General features: G+C 67.8%; 13 protein-coding genes and 2 pseudogenes. 12 read left to right on the top strand and 3 right to left on the bottom strand.

Going from position 1 to position 14,539, the window contains the following annotated elements:
- The 12 genes and pseudogenes from R6U01_RS01650 to R6U01_RS01595 all read left to right on the top strand — a co-directional run.
- Window positions 1-423, top strand: a pseudogene (locus R6U01_RS01650) (nodulation protein); the annotation flags it as partial.
- Window positions 424-639: 216 nt separating this feature from the next.
- Window positions 640-939 (top strand): amphi-Trp domain-containing protein, encoded by a 300-nt coding sequence (locus R6U01_RS01645; protein ID WP_410284719.1) that lies wholly within the window; start codon window positions 640-642, stop codon window positions 937-939.
- 80 nt (window positions 940-1,019) lie between these two features.
- Entirely contained in the window at window positions 1,020-1,283 is a 264-nt protein-coding gene (locus tag R6U01_RS01640) for a hypothetical protein (protein ID WP_410284718.1), read from the top strand.
- Window positions 1,276-1,485, top strand: a complete 210-nt coding sequence (locus tag R6U01_RS01635; RefSeq protein WP_410284717.1) for a hypothetical protein — start codon at window positions 1,276-1,278, stop codon at window positions 1,483-1,485. The genes R6U01_RS01640 and R6U01_RS01635 overlap by 8 nt, the downstream gene beginning before the upstream one ends.
- A 164-nt stretch (window positions 1,486-1,649) precedes the next feature.
- On the top strand, window positions 1,650-3,044 hold the full coding sequence (locus tag R6U01_RS01630) for a M28 family peptidase (RefSeq protein WP_410284716.1): 1,395 nt from the start codon (window positions 1,650-1,652) through the stop codon (window positions 3,042-3,044).
- Entirely contained in the window at window positions 3,041-5,065 is a 2,025-nt protein-coding gene (locus tag R6U01_RS01625; RefSeq protein WP_410284715.1) for a CocE/NonD family hydrolase, read from the top strand. The genes R6U01_RS01630 and R6U01_RS01625 overlap by 4 nt, the downstream gene beginning before the upstream one ends.
- A 133-nt stretch (window positions 5,066-5,198) precedes the next feature.
- A complete protein-coding gene (locus R6U01_RS01620) occupies window positions 5,199-6,251 on the top strand; it encodes a succinylglutamate desuccinylase/aspartoacylase family protein (protein ID WP_410284714.1) in 1,053 nt (350 codons plus the stop codon).
- A gap of 317 nt (window positions 6,252-6,568) precedes the next feature.
- The gene (locus tag R6U01_RS01615; protein ID WP_410284713.1) at window positions 6,569-8,287 is read left to right on the top strand and encodes an ABC transporter substrate-binding protein; all 1,719 of its coding nucleotides are present in this window, start codon (window positions 6,569-6,571) and stop codon (window positions 8,285-8,287) included.
- Between the two features lie 73 nt (window positions 8,288-8,360).
- Complete coding sequence (locus R6U01_RS01610; RefSeq protein ID WP_410284712.1) at window positions 8,361-9,344, top strand: ABC transporter permease; 984 nt, start codon at window positions 8,361-8,363, stop codon at window positions 9,342-9,344.
- A gap of 4 nt (window positions 9,345-9,348) precedes the next feature.
- Window positions 9,349-10,329 (top strand): ABC transporter permease, encoded by a 981-nt coding sequence (locus R6U01_RS01605; RefSeq protein WP_410284711.1) that lies wholly within the window; start codon window positions 9,349-9,351, stop codon window positions 10,327-10,329.
- Complete coding sequence (locus R6U01_RS01600) at window positions 10,326-11,366, top strand: ABC transporter ATP-binding protein (protein WP_410284710.1); 1,041 nt, start codon at window positions 10,326-10,328, stop codon at window positions 11,364-11,366. The genes R6U01_RS01605 and R6U01_RS01600 overlap by 4 nt, the downstream gene beginning before the upstream one ends.
- Window positions 11,363-12,457 carry an ABC transporter ATP-binding protein gene (locus R6U01_RS01595; RefSeq protein ID WP_410284709.1) on the top strand — a complete coding sequence of 365 codons (1,095 nt, stop codon included), beginning with the start codon at window positions 11,363-11,365 and terminating at the stop codon, window positions 12,455-12,457. Before R6U01_RS01600 ends, R6U01_RS01595 begins: the two co-directional genes overlap by 4 nt.
- A gap of 26 nt (window positions 12,458-12,483) precedes the next feature.
- Here the strand turns inward: R6U01_RS01595 and R6U01_RS01590 are convergent, their stop codons facing one another.
- The 3 genes and pseudogenes from R6U01_RS01590 to R6U01_RS01580 all read right to left on the bottom strand — a co-directional run.
- Window positions 12,484-13,944 carry a metallopeptidase TldD-related protein gene (locus R6U01_RS01590; RefSeq protein WP_410284708.1) on the bottom strand — a complete coding sequence of 487 codons (1,461 nt, stop codon included), beginning with the start codon at window positions 13,942-13,944 and terminating at the stop codon, window positions 12,484-12,486.
- A gap of 101 nt (window positions 13,945-14,045) precedes the next feature.
- Window positions 14,046-14,288 carry a hypothetical protein gene (locus tag R6U01_RS01585; protein ID WP_410284707.1) on the bottom strand — a complete coding sequence of 81 codons (243 nt, stop codon included), beginning with the start codon at window positions 14,286-14,288 and terminating at the stop codon, window positions 14,046-14,048.
- An 86-nt stretch (window positions 14,289-14,374) separates the two neighbouring features.
- Window positions 14,375-14,539 (bottom strand): annotated as a pseudogene (locus tag R6U01_RS01580) (nucleoside-diphosphate sugar epimerase); the annotation flags it as partial.

Here is a 14,539-nt window from a genome sequence, read left to right as displayed (position 1 = left end):
ATCTCGGGGGTTCGGTGGGACGAACAGGAGGCGCGCGCGGACGAGACGTTCTTCTCGCCGCGGCACGACCCGGACCTGTTCCCGCCGCACGACCGGATCCAGCCCATCCTCCAGTTCGCTGAAGCCGACGTGTGGGACGCCTTCTGGAACTACGTCGTCCCCGACACGGTCGAGGCGTTCCCCGACGAGGGGTACGTGCCCGAGTCCGCGGACGACCTGCCGGAGGGCGTGAGCCAAGAGGACGTGCCGATCTCGCCGAAGTACTTCGCCGGGTTCCGCTCGCTCGGCAGCCAAGTGTCGACCGAGAAGACGACCGAGGAGCCCGCCTGGCTCCAGGACCTCGAAGGAACGACCGAGCGCGCCGGTCGCGCCCAGGACAAGGAAGACCTGATGGAGCGGCTGCGCGACCTCGGCTACATGTAAGGGTCGCCGCGACGGAGGTCCGCTAGACCGGCCGTATCGCCCATGTAAAAATCGACGTCGATCCGACGGACGACTCCTGTTTTCCGATCGACGCGGCGACGTTTCGGGGCCGCTCCTCCGGAAGCCCGGGGCGACGACGCCGGAGGGCCGCCGAACGCGGTGACTCTTCGCTCCCCGACCGCACTCTTTACGCGTTGGCGAACCCTATTGTGCACGATGACACACGCCGAATCCGACACCGAGGAGACCGAACGCACGCTCATTCGAACCGGCCGCGACTTCGAACAGGAGTACCGGCTCGACGCGAGCGAGGCGGGGGAGTTCCTGATCAAACTGGGCGAGCAGCTCCGCGACGAGGACGAACTGACGATTAGCACCGACGAGTGGGAGCTCCCGTTTGCATTCGGGGAACCCGTCGAGCTCGAGATCGACTTCGAGGGCGTCGGCGAGCCCGAACTCGAGATCGAACTGGCGCTCCCGGGCCGGACCGACGAGAAGGCGCCGGACGTCGAGTGACACGCCGTTTCGTTCCGTCTCGACCGGCTCCTCGGCTCACTCCGCGCTAACTCTTTACATCATCGGCCTCAATGGTGAGTATGGCCGTTGGCACCCGTCTCTCGTTACAGCTCGCTGACTTCGGCACCCGGTCGCTGGTCACGCACAGCCTCATGGCGTTGGGATTCCTCGGCGCGGTCGTCTCCGGGCTGTTCGTCGAGGGCGAGCTGGGTATCATCTCCATGGCGGCGTTCATCAACTTCACGGCCGGCCTGTGGATCTGCCAGTCGATCCACTCGCTGGGCAACGCCGCGACGGACGACGAGTACCAGGGCGTCCTCAAGGAGCTACTCAACCGTGTCTAGTGAGCCAGGCATCGACGTCGGCCGGCTCGGACGGACGCTCGTGCTCATCGGCTTCGTGACGACCGTCTTCCTGTTCCTCATCGCGAACCGGCTGACCGGGGACACGTTTCGCATCGGCGCCATCGCGATCGGGACGGTCGCGCTGATCACCGCGATCACCGGGTTCCTCATCGCGGCCGGCAGCGCGGTCGAGGGACACTGACCGCGTCCAGCTCGCGTCGTTGACGAGGCGTCGGGAGACTCGAGGTGACCCCGGTCTCTCTGGCGGTCCGGGCCGGCCGTCGCGTCGCCACCGCTCGGGATATCCCGGCAATCCTCCCGCCGGCCCCGCGGAGTCATATACCGGACGCGCATGTATGAGTGCGTATGACAATCCTGCCGTCCGAGACTGTCGGTGACGCGTACACGGATTCGACCGCGTGGGAGCTGCTCGCCGACCTCTCGGACCTCGGCGACCGGATGCCCGGCCACGAGGGCGAGGCCGCGGGGGCGTCGCTCGTGGCCGACGCGTTCGAGGACGCGGGGCTCGATGAGGTCTCGACCACGGAGTTCCCGATCCCCGGCTGGTGGCGCGGGGACGCCTCGCTCACCGTCGATCGCGGCGATCGAACGGCGTCGTTCGGCGGCAGTCACGAACTCGTCGAACTGCCGGGGACGCCCTCGGGCGAGGTGACCGGCCGGATCGTCGACATGGGGTACGGCCTCCCGGAGGACTTCGAGGACGTCGACCTCTCGGGGCGTATCGCGATGGCGTCGAGCCTCACCCCCGACGACTACGGGCGATGGGTCCACCGGAGCGAGAAGTACGACTACGCGGCGGAGTCGGGCGCGGAGGGGTTCCTGTTTTACAACCACATCGAGGGGTCGCTCCCGCCGACCGGCGACGTCGGCCACACGAACGGCCCGGGACCGATCCCGGCGGTCGGGCTGAGCAAGGAGCTCGGCAGCCGACTCGCGCGCCACTGCGAGGCGGTCGAGGGGGACCGCGGCGTCGAGGCGACCCTCTCGGTCGAGGCCCGAAACGAGCCGGCCACCTCCGCGAACGTCGAGGCCGTCGTCGGCCCCGACACCGACGAGGAGGTGTTGTACACCGCACACGTCGACGCGCACGACGTCGGGGTCGGCGCGAACGACAACGGTTTCGGCTCGGCGCTCGTCGTCGGCGTGGGGCGAGCGCTCGCGTCCATCGAGGACGACCTCGAGACGCGGGTGCGACTCGTCGTGTTCGGGGCCGAAGAGACCGGCCTCTACGGCTCGTACTACTGGTCGCACACCCACGACCTCGACCGGGTGAAATGCGTGCTCAACGTCGACGGCGCGGGCTACTCGCGCGACCTCGAGATCTACCCGCACGGCGCGTCGGGACTCGGCGCGGCGTTCGAGGAGGTGAGCGACGAGTTCGACGTGCCGATCGCCGTCGAGGACGGGCTCCGCCCGCACAGCGACCACTGGCCGTTCGCCCAGCGCGGCGTCGCCGCCGCACAGGGACGGTCGACCGCCGAGGACAGCGGCCGCGGCTGGGGACACACCCACGGCGACACCCTCGACAAACTGGACATCCGAGACTTACGGGAGCTGACGGTGCTCTGTGCGGCCGGGGTCGCGAAGCTGGCCGAGGCGGACCGCGAGGTCGACGGTCGCGATCCGGCGTCGGTGAAAGCGGAGACGGTAGCTGAGGGTCACGACGTCGGGATGAAGGCGACGGACACCTGGCCGTGGGGTGAGGACCGGCCGTGGCCCTGGGCCGACGAGCTCCAGTGACCGGGCGAATCGCCCGCCACGAGGGGCTCCGGATCCCCGTCGGCGACGAGACGGTCTCAGCGACCCGTTATGAGCCCGTCGACGAGCCCGGCCCCTCGCCGGCGCTCCTCAGCTACGTCCCGTACCCGCAACAGGACAGCATCACCTACGGCGCGTACGACCCCCTCAACCGGTACCTCGCCGCCCGCGGCTACGAGGTGATCGTGGCCGACATGGTCGGCACGGGCGGCTCGACGGGGTTCATCGACGAACCGTTCACGCGCCGGGAGGGCAGAGAGCCCGCCGCGATCGTCGAGTGGCTGGCCGACCGCGCGTGGACGACCGGGCGGATCGGGATGTTCGGGAAGTCCTACGGCGGGATCACCGCGCTCGACGCCGCCGCACAGCGGCCCGACGCGCTCGAGGCGATCGTCCCGATCCACACCCCGTTCGAGGGGGTCAGAAACGCGTACACCTACGGCGGACTCTTCGAGCTGCTCACCATCGGGATGGACTGGCTCACGCTGATGCAGGCGCTCGACGCGAAGCCGCCCTCGGACCCGGCCGGCGACCCCGCGTCGCTCGACGCGTGGCTGGAACGGCTCGACCGGCTGGACGACCGCGACCCCTGGCTGTTCCAGTTCCTCGAGGCCGGTCCCGACGGGGAGTACTGGGCGGACAAGACGATCCCCGTCGAGCGGATCGACGTCCCCGTCCTCGCCGTCGACGGCTGGCGCGACCCCTACACCGAGGACACGCTCCGGTACGTCGACCGGATCGACGCGCCGACCCGCGTCCTGCTCGGCCCGTGGCGTCACCGGATGCCCCACTGCGGCCGCGAGTCGGCGATCGACTTCCGCCGGCAGGTCGCCGACTGGTTCGACCGGTTCCTGCGCGAGGAGGACGCCGCCGCGCCCGAGCACCCGACCTATCGAATCTGGACCGAGCGAAACGGCGGGGGAACAAGTGCGGGGTGTTGGCGCGGGCTCGACGCGTGGCCGACCCTCGAGAACCCGGACGCGGACCGGATCGAGTTCGCGCTCGCGCCGGGTGGGCTCGCAGCCGGTGACGCCGGCGATTCGGACGCGACGGCGCCCGGGTTCGCGGACTCGGAGCTCACGGGGGCGGCCGAGTTCGCGTGCGACCCGGACCCGACCGTCGGACTCGCCTCGGTCGACCCGTACGGCGCGGCGATCGCTCCGCCGCTCGCGAACGACGACGACGCGCGGACGCGCACGTTCGACACCGACCCCCTCGAGCGGCCCGTGGAGCTCACGGGGACGGGCGAGGTCGAACTCCGGGTCGAGTCGCCCGTCCCGGACCCGATGGTCGTCGTGCGACTGGTCGACGTCGACTCCCGCGGTCGGGGACGAACGGTCACGAGCGGGGCGGTCCGCGGTGCCTTCCGCGACGGGCTGGACTCCCGGGAGCCGCTGCCCACGAACGAGGAGGCGCCGCTCGCCGTCGCGCTGGAGCCGACCTCGCACCTCTTCGAGGCGGGCCACCGGATCCGGGTCGCGATCGGAACGGCGCTCTTTCCCGAGGTGGCCGCCATTCCCGACCCGAACGGGGCGTCGGCCGACGATCCGCTCACGGTGCGATCGAGCCCGGCGGCCCCGTCGCGTCTGCGGTTCCCCGGCCGCCGTCACGCGGAGGTCGACCCCGCCTTCGCCGACGCGATCCAGATGGCGGAGCCGGACGAGGACCGGTTCCCCGCGCGCGCCGAGCGCGCGACCGGGTCGACCGAGTGGGAGACCTCGAGGGCGCACGTCTCGGACCGGGTTCGCGCCGTCAAGTCGGCCGAGAAGCGCGTCGACCTCCCGCACGGAGCGTTCGGTTCCGCGTCGACGCACGAGGCGACGGTCGACGGAGACGACCCGGCGTCGGTCGCGACGCGGAACGAACACCGGCTGACCGTCGAGAACGACCTCGGAACGTTCCTCGTGGAGGCGACGAGCCGGATCTCTCCGTCGGGGTGTCGCGCCCGGACGACGGTCTCTCACGAGGGGACCACGCTGTACGAGGGCGAGTGGACCCGATGAGGAGTCGACCGTCGCCCTGCGCCGCGTTCGTCTCCGCTCGCCGGAGCACGTAGACTGATGTCACCGGGACCGCTCGATCCGACGTGATGACCGCTCGAGACGGCGGACACCGAGGACGCGACGGGGGGGACCGATGAAGGTCGGCACGGCCGAGGCCGACCCGGGCGAGACGGCGACCGGCTATCGGACGGTGACGGACCTGCCGGTCGGGGGCTCCGAGCGACTCCCGGTGACGGTGCTCAACGGCAGCGATACCGGTCCGACGGTGTGGGTGACGGGGACGATCCACGGCGACGAGCCGACCGGAACGGAAGTGATACACGACGTCACGGATCGGGTCGACGTCGACGAACTGGCGGGGACGGTCGTCTGTCTCCCGGTGATGAACCCCGCGGGGTTCCGGACGGCCTCCCGGACGTCCTACTACCACGGCGACGACCCCAACCGCTACTTCGGTCGCGCCGCCGCCGACTCGGCGGCGCGGCCCCGCGTCCAGCAGGTGATCTGCGAGCGCGTGTACGACGACATCAGCGCGACGGCGGACGCGCTCATGCCGCTTCACACCTCGTGGGTCGCCACTCACCCGTACACCATCCAACCGCGGGTTCCGTACGGCGGGAACCGGAGCGTGTCGGACGCGGCGGTGCTCCGCGACCGGCTGGTCGAGCTCGCCGAGGCGTTCGGGCTGCCGGTCGTCAACCAGTTCCCGCCGAGCGAGATCGAGGCCGGTAACCTGCAGCACTCGCTCACCGGAGCGGCCGTCGCCGACGGGATCCCCGCGTTCACTCCGGAGCTCGGCGGTCGCCTCGTCGTGGAGCGCGACGTCGCCGCCGCGGCCGTCGACGGGGTGTGGAACGTCCTTCACGCCCTCGAGATGGTCGACCGGCCCGCCGACCGACACCCCGAGTTCGCGCTCGACGACGACGGCCGCCTCCGTCGGTTCGACGGTCCGCACGCCGACGTCGCGGGGATCGTCCGCTATCGGGTGGCTGAAGGCGAGTTCGTCGAGGCGGGCGATGTCGTCGCCGACGTCGTCGACCCGCACGGTGCGGTGAAAACCGATGTCGCCGTCGAACGCGACGGATACGTCCTTAGCCGCCGCGAGGGCGCCGCGGTGTACGAGAACGACGTGCTGCTCGACATGGCGGTCCCCGACGACACGCCGCTGTTGATGGAGTCGGAGTAAGGCTGTTCGGTCCCGAGGACGGCGGGTTCGGTCCCGAGGACGTCGCGCCTGGCGAGCGAGATCGGCGCAGCGTCGCCGACGACAGGTCGGACGAACAACTCGGTCGCGAGTGACGAATGTGCAGCCCGCGGCGGGGTCGGAAATATCCACTTATTTATCAGTAACGAACATGAGGAAAACGAATTCCAGTAATATATTTTTTCGAATTACAAATGTATAGTAATCTCTATATCTGCGCTACATTATGGTAATAATCGACCGACAGATCGGATGAACCGTATATTTATATACTACCTTACGGAATGATAGGCCGTTCCATGGCGATGTCAGACAAAGACGTAAAAAGGCGCGACTTCCTGAAAGCGACGACTGCGGGCGGCACGGTCGGCCTCACCGCTCTCGCCGGCTGTACCGGCAACGACGGCGGCGACGGCGGTGACGGCGACGACGGTGGCGACGGTAACGACACCGAGGACGGCGGCGACGGCGACGACGGCAGCGGCAACGAAAGCAGCAACCTCCCGACGTACACCTACGTCAACAACGCACAGAGCTACAACCCGCCGCGACACGACGCGATCAACCTCATCGCGAGCCAGTTCGGGGACGAGCTCGGCCTCGACATCGAGGTCGACGTGCTCGAGTGGGGGACGCTGTTCAGTCGGGTCTCCGAGGAGTACGACTACAGCTTCGCGACGTGGCACACGTTCTTCGTCTCGGAGCCGGTGACCGAGCTGAACAACCTGTTCAACTCGGGCAACACCGACCCCGGCGAGGGCAACTACTCGGGGTACGAAAACCCCGACCTCGACGAGCTGATGGGCGCCTACCTGAGCGAGCCGGACCCCGACACCCGGATCGACCAGTGTCACGAGATCCAGCAGACCCTGATGGACGACGTGCCGACGATGCCCATCACGCAGATGCCGCAGCCGGCCATCTTCAACAACAACCAGGTGAGCAACTGGGAGGCGGACCTCGCGAACGGGTTCAACTCCTACTGGACGATGATCAACCTGGAGATGGAGGGCGACGAGGACACCCTGAAGGGGTACTGGCCGGAGACGCTCTCGACGATGAACGTACTCGGACACAACGACGAGAGCAAGCACGTCTACCAGTTCAACATGATGTACGACTTCCTGGTCCAGCTCAACAACAACGCCGAGCCGGACCCCGAAGTCAGCCTCGCGACGGACTGGGACCGCGTCGACGAGACCACGATGGAGTACACCATCCGGACGGACCACTCGTGGCACGACGGCGAGGACCTCACGGCCGAGGACGTGGCGTTCACGTACAACTACATCAACGACAACGAGATCCCGCTGTACTCCACGCAGTCGCAGTACATCGAGAGCGCCGAGGTCGTCGACGACGAGACCGTTCGGATCAACATGTCCGAGCCGCTCGGGCCGTTCAACCTCGCGGTCGCGAACCTCCTCCCGATCATCCCCGAGCACAAGTGGGCGGACCGGGAGGATCCCAGCCAGGCGAACATCGAGGAGCCCGTCGGGAGCGGCCCGATGATGTTCGACTACTGGGAAGAGGGCAGCGAGTTCGGCCTGACCCGGTTCGACGACCACTTCGCGCCCGTCAGCTTCGAACAGCGCTTCTGGCGCGTCATCCCCGAGGCGTCGACGGTGTGGGAGAACCTCATCAACGGCGACCTCAACTACGAGCCGTTCGGCCGGATCGACCGCCAGCTCGACCAGAACCAGGACAACGAGAACATCGGAACCGAGTTCAACGTCGCCCCGACGTTCTGGATGTTCACCCCCAACGAGCGGCAGGAGGGGCTCGACGACCCGCAGATGCGGAAGGCGCTGGTCGAGGCGATTCCGCGGACGGCCATCGTCGACCAGATCCTGTTCGGCTTCCCGGACCCCGGCTTCAACATCGTCTCGCCGGCGTTCGGTCCGCTCCACACCGAGGACGTCACCGAATACGAGGAGAGCGTCGAGGCCGCGCGGAGCCGACTCGAGGAGGCCGGCTACACGTTTAACGAGGACGGCGCGATTCAGGCGCCTGAATAGGGCGCACGGCCCTTTCACACCCCTTGTGACGCAAACTTTAAACGAACCACTATGATACCAGTGATCAAGTAACATGGGAAAAGCCAGCTTCGTCGTCAGGCGCACGCTCCAACTCGTGGTGACGCTGTGGGCGGTCGGAACGGTGTTGTTCGGGCTGTTCAGGCTCATGCCCGGCGATCCGACGTCGTACGTGGTCTCCTCTCAGATGACACAGGAGGCGCGCAGACAGCTCATCGAGAGCTACGGGCTCAACGACCCGTTGTACATCCAGTACATCCGGTTCCTCGAGAACCTCGTGGTGTTGAACTTCGGTCAGTCGTTCCACTCGAACCAACCGGTGACGGACATCATCGCGACGTACCTGCCGAACACGCTCGTGCTCATGTTGACGGCGTTCGTCATCGCGTACGCCATCGGCATCACGCTCGGGGTGTTATCGGGGTGGTACCGCGGCTCCCGCTTCGAACGGAGCACGGTCATCACCGCGCTGACCGCCCGGAGCGTGCCGACGTTCTACGTCGGGCTCATCGTGCTGTGGATCTTCGGCGCGACCTTCGGCGTCATCCCGATGAGCGGGATGACCAGCCTGGGGACGGGCGGAGGGAGCACGGGCTTCCTCGATATGGTGTTCAGCGTGGACTTCGTCCGTCACCTCGTCGCTCCGGCGGCGGTGCTCGCCTTCTACTACATGGGATACCCGCTGTTGATCATGCGTTCGAGCATGCTCGAGGTGCTCTCCGAGGACTTCATCGACGTCTGTCGCGCGAAGGGGCTCAAAGAGCGGACGATCATGTTCAAACACGCCGCCCGCAACGCCCTCCTGCCGATCATCACGGCGGCGGCGATCGCCCTCGGGTACGCCGTCGGGGGGAGCGTCCTCATCGAGACGGTGTTCGCGTGGCCCGGTATCGGCCGGGAGATGGTCCGAGCAGTGCTCCGGCGCGACTTCCCCGTCGCGCAGGGGACGTTCATCGTGCTCGCGACGACCATCATCTTCCTGAACTTCCTCGCGGACCTGGCGTACGGCTACCTCGACCCACGGGTGACGTACGACTAACACAATGGCCCAAAAAGAACAATCAAGCGGCTCGATATTCACCGACCTCGACGACGGGAGCACCGACGAAGAGGTAGATAAATGGCGGCGGACCCTCCGCCTCTGGCGGGAGACCCTCCGGGACCACTGGGGTAAGCTGACCGACGAGCTGTCGGTCAAGCTGTCGATGCTTACGGTGGCGGGGTTCGCGATTATCGCGATCTTCGCGCCGTACATCGCGACCCACCAGCCGCTCGAGCGGCAGTACCAAGGAGACGCCGAAGTAATCCAAGACAAGTGGGTGGAACCCGCGCTGCTCGGCGCGGACTCCGAGTACCTCCTCGGAACAACGGCCGAGGGGTTCGACATCTTCAGCCAGCTCGTGTACGGCACGCGCGCGGCGCTGATGGTCGGACTCATCGCCGCGGTGTTCACCGCGGGGATCGGCACCCTCGTCGGGCTCGTCGCGGGCTACTACGGCGGGAAGGTGGACGACGCGCTGATGCGGCTCGTCGACTTCCTCTACGGGATGCCGCTCTTGCCGACGGTCATCATCCTCGTCGCGGTGTTGGGGCCGAACCTCTGGAACATCATCCTCGCGCTGATCGTCCTCCAGTGGCGTTCGACCGCTCGCGTCATCCGATCGCAGTCGCTGTCGCTCCGCGAACGCCCGTTCGTGAAGGCCGCAGAGGTCGCCGGGGCCAGCGACTGGCACATCATCAGTCGGCACCTCGCGCCCAACGTCCTCCCGATGACGTTCCTCTACGGGTCGTTCGGGATCGCGTGGGCCATCCTCGCCGAAGCGGGCGTCTCCTTCATCGGTCTCGGCGACCCCAACACGGTCTCGTGGGGAACGATGCTCCAGGCCTCCCGCGCGTACTCCGCGCTCTCGTTCGGGGCGTGGTGGTGGTTCGTGCCGCCGGGAATCTGTATCGGCCTGCTCGTCATCAGCGGCTTCCTCATCGGCCGCGGCTACGAAGAGATCACTAACCCCAAACTACAATGAGTCAACTCGAAGTCGAAGACCTCGAAGTCTACTACGAAACCGAAGACGGGCCGGCACAGGCGGTCGACGGCGTCTCCTTCGAACTCGAACAGGGAGAGAACCTCGGCATCGTCGGCGAGTCGGGCTGCGGGAAGACCACGCTCGCGAAGGCGATCATCGGTATCCTCCCCGACGCCGGCTACATCAACAACGGGAGCATCAATTTCAAGGGCGACGACCTGACGGAGATGCCCGACCCCCAGCGACGCCGCCTCAAGTGGGAGGAGATCTCCATGATCGCCCAGTCGGCGATGAACTCGCTGGACCCGGTGTACACCATCCGCGAGCAGATCGTCGAGGCCATCGAGACGCACCGGCCCGGCACCGGTCGGGTCGAGTCCGACGAGATCGTCACGGAGATGTTCGAACTTGTCGGCCTCGACCCGGAACGCGCCGACGACTACCCCCACCAGTTCTCCGGGGGGATGCGCCAACGCGCCATGATCGCGATGGCGCTCGCGCTCGAGCCGTCGCTGATGTTGGCAGACGAGCCCACCACGGCGCTCGACGTCATCATGCAAGACCAGATCCTCAAGCGGATCAGCTCGATCCAGGAGGAGATCAACTCCTCGATGCTGGTGATCACCCACGACGTGAGCGTCGTCGCCGAGACCTGCGACCGCGTCATCGTGATGTACGCGGGGAAGGTCGCCGAGGAGGGACCGGTCGAGGAGATATTCGATAAGCCGTATCACCCCTACACGATCGGTCTGAAGCGCGCGTTCCCGAACATCCGGGAGACCAATCAGGACCTGCTCTCCATCTCGGGATACCCGCCGGAGCTGATCGACCCGCCACAGGGGTGTCGGTTCGCCGAGCGGTGTCCGATGGCGACCGACCGGTGCCGAGAGGAGGAGCCCGAGGCCCACTACAAGAACGGCCTCCGGTCGTACTGTCACTACGCCGATGAGATCGACGTCGAGCTCCGGCCGTACGCCGACGAGCCCGGGACGTGGAACCAGGCGGCCGCCGCCCCGGACGGGGGTGTCGAGGAATGAGCGGCGACGACGTCCTCCTCGAGGTCGAGAACCTGAAGAAACACTTCAAAGTCAACCAGGGGTGGATCGCGAGCCTGATGGAGTCGTTCGGCGGCGGCGGGCCCGACTACGTCCACGCGGTCGACGGCGTGAGCTTCGAGCTCCGCGAAGGGGAGACGCTCGGGCTCGCGGGCGAGTCCGGCTGCGGCAAGACCACGACCGGGATGTCGATGGTGAAGCTCCACGAGCCGACCGACGGCGACATCGTCTACGACGACACGCGGCTCTCCGAGGCGAGCGACGCCGATATCAAGCGGTTCCGGCAGAACGCGCAGATGATCTTCCAGGACCCCTTCGAGAGCCTGAACCCGCGGATGACGGTGTACGACACCGTCGCCGAGCCGCTGCGGATCCACGACATCCGGAACGAGACGGCGCGGGTCCAGCGCGCCCTGGAGTTCGCGGAGCTGCTCCCGCCCGAGCAGTACTTCAATCAGTACCCCCACGAGCTGTCGGGCGGTCAGCGCCAGCGGGTGGCCATCGCGCGGGCGCTCGTGCTCGACCCGGACTTCATCGTCGCCGACGAGCCGGTGTCGATGCTCGACGTGAGCCTCCGCGCGGGCGTCCTCTCGCTCCTCGACCGGATGACCGAGGAATTCGGTCTCTCGGTCGTCTACATCAGCCACGACCTCTCGCTGCTCCGGCACATGTGCGATCGGTTGGCGATCATGTACATGGGGAAGATCGTCGAGAAGGGCCCCACCGACCGGGTCATCGAGAACCCCAAGCACCCGTACACGCAGGCGCTCATCAACGCGGTCCCGGTCCCCGACCCCTCGGTGGGCCGGGAGCGCGTCGAGCTCCAAGGAGAGGTCGGCGACGTCATCGACATCCCGACCGGCTGTCGGTTCAAGGACCGGTGTCCCGACTACATCGGCGAGGTCTGTGACCAGGTGGTGCCGCCGCTCGAGGCGAAGACGGCGTTCGAACAGGACGTCGCCTGTCACCTCTACGAGAGCGCGGAGGGGTACGACCCCTACGAGGAGCTCGAGGGGACCCCGGCCGCGACGGAGGCCGGCGAGGGCCCCGAGTCGACGCCCGCCGACGACTAGGGCCGCTTCGCCGACGACTCGGGGCGCTACTCCTTCGCGCGGATCGGCGCTTCCAGGCGGACGCCCGGCGCGGTCACCGCGAACGGGAGCCGGGACTTGTGTTTCTCGCAGACGCCCGTCACCGTGCCGCGGGCCTCGCCGACCCGTGAGATCGTTCGGAGCACGTCCGGCGTGTACTCCACGGCGAGCCCGTCGACGCGGCCGGCGCGCTCTCCGTCGTCGAGCCGGTACGCCTCCGCGACCGGGAACTCCGCGGAGCCGCAGTCGGGTCGGTCCTCGCTCTTTCGGTCGATGTCCTTCGCGTAGAGGGCGCTCGGCGGGAACAGCCCCTCTCGCTGCACGCGTTCGAACTCGTCGCGGAACCACGGGCTTTTGAACCGCTCGACGTACACGTCGGCGCCCTCGCGGAGCGCCGCGGCGTCGGCGTCACCGGCGGCGACCTCCAGGTGTCGGGCGTGGATCCGCGGCGGCTCGGTGAACCCGAGACTCGGCACGCTGTTGCCCGCCGGATAGGCCCCCTCCTCCGCGGCGGTGGTGGTGTTGTGGAGGAGGCGCTCGATCCGGCCGTCCGAGACGAGGCGCGCCGGCGTGGTCGGTTTCACCTCGGCGTCGTAGGCGCGGGCGGCCCAGGAGCCGGCGTGGACGGTGTCCTCGACGTCGAGGTCCTCGGGGCCGATCCGGTCGCCGACGGCGTAGGGGCTCATTCCCATGTAGCGGGTGTCGGTCTCGAGGTAGTGCGACACGAAGTGGAACAGCTGACCGGCCGCCGCCGGGCTCAGCGCGACCGTCGTCTCCCCGGAGGGGGCGTCGACCGGGTCGGCGTTCGACAGCGAGCGAGCGTCGGCGGCGGCGGCCGCGAACGCGTCCCGCATCTCGTCGAGGAAGGCGTCCCCCTCCGTCGATCCGGCGTGGCGGCTCACCTTCGGCCCGTCGGCGAGCGAGAGGCTGAGGGTCACCTCCGCCCGGTCGAGCGTCGTGCGGACGACGCTCCCGGTCGTGGTGCCGACCGCCTCCTCGACGTGCGCGTCCGCGTAGTTGGCCCACCGGCGGTCGAGGTCGAGGTCGGCGGCCGCCGCGAGCCCCTCCTCTATCACGGCGACCTTCTCGTCGAGCGCACGGGCGTGGATTCCCTCGTTCGCCCAGCCGCCGTGGGTTCCCCGGTGCGTCGTGTAGGCGTCGAACCGACCGGGTTCCTCTTGGGCGAGCACCCTGCCGCTCCGGATCGCGCGGTCGGCCACGTCCTGTAGGCTCTCCTCGTCGAGCGCGTTCGTGTAGCGGTAGTCGGCCGCGCCGTCCGCGAAGACCCGGAGCCACACGCCCGTCTCGGTGAACTCCGTCGCGTCCCGAGGGCCGTCGTCGGTGACGACGAGGTCGGTCTTCTCCTGATAGACGCCGCCCACCTCCGCGTACGACACCGCGGCGTCCGATTCGAAGCTGTCGAGCAGCCAGTCCATCGCGTCCAACACGCTCTCGCGTCCGTCGCTCATGCGTGTGTGCTCTCCGCTCGGACACATGAAACCACGGACTTTCGGGACGGGCGAATTTCCGGGACGGGGCTCGGACCGCCGCGTTGATCACCTCTCGAAGATTAGCTCCGGTCGTTCTGGCGTTGCTCCTCGGCTTCGGCCTCGTACCGTCTCGCCACCCGCTTCTCCTGGAGCTTCTTTTTGTACTCCCAGTAGCCGGCCCCGAGGACGAGGACGCCGAGGGCGACGCCCCGAAGCGGTGCGCCGGCGATCGCGAAGTAGGCGACGGCGCCGACCGCGAAGAGCAGGGAGAGCCCGAGCGTCGCCTTCGCCCACCGCTGTTTCGGTGCGCGAGGGAGGTCCATGCCGGGGGATCCGGCGCGGAACGTATCAACGTTCGCCTTCGAGCGGGGCCGTCCGCCTCGGTTGGGCGTCGCCAATCGACGACGGCTCAGCGCTCCGCGTCGTCCAGGTACGGCTCACACACCAGCCTTACGCCCTCCTCGAACTCGATCTCGGGCTCCCAGCCGGTGGCCTCGTGGAACTGCGAGTAGTCGGCCATCGTGTCGTGGACGTAGCCGTCGAAGGGACACTCGACGTACTCGGGGTCGACGTC

The organism is Halorubrum sp., from assembly GCF_046498025.1.
In the GTDB taxonomy this organism is placed as follows: domain Archaea; phylum Halobacteriota; class Halobacteria; order Halobacteriales; family Haloferacaceae; genus Halorubrum.
Note: the sequence above shows the minus strand (reverse complement) of the source record. Positions and strands in the feature narration are given on the sequence as shown.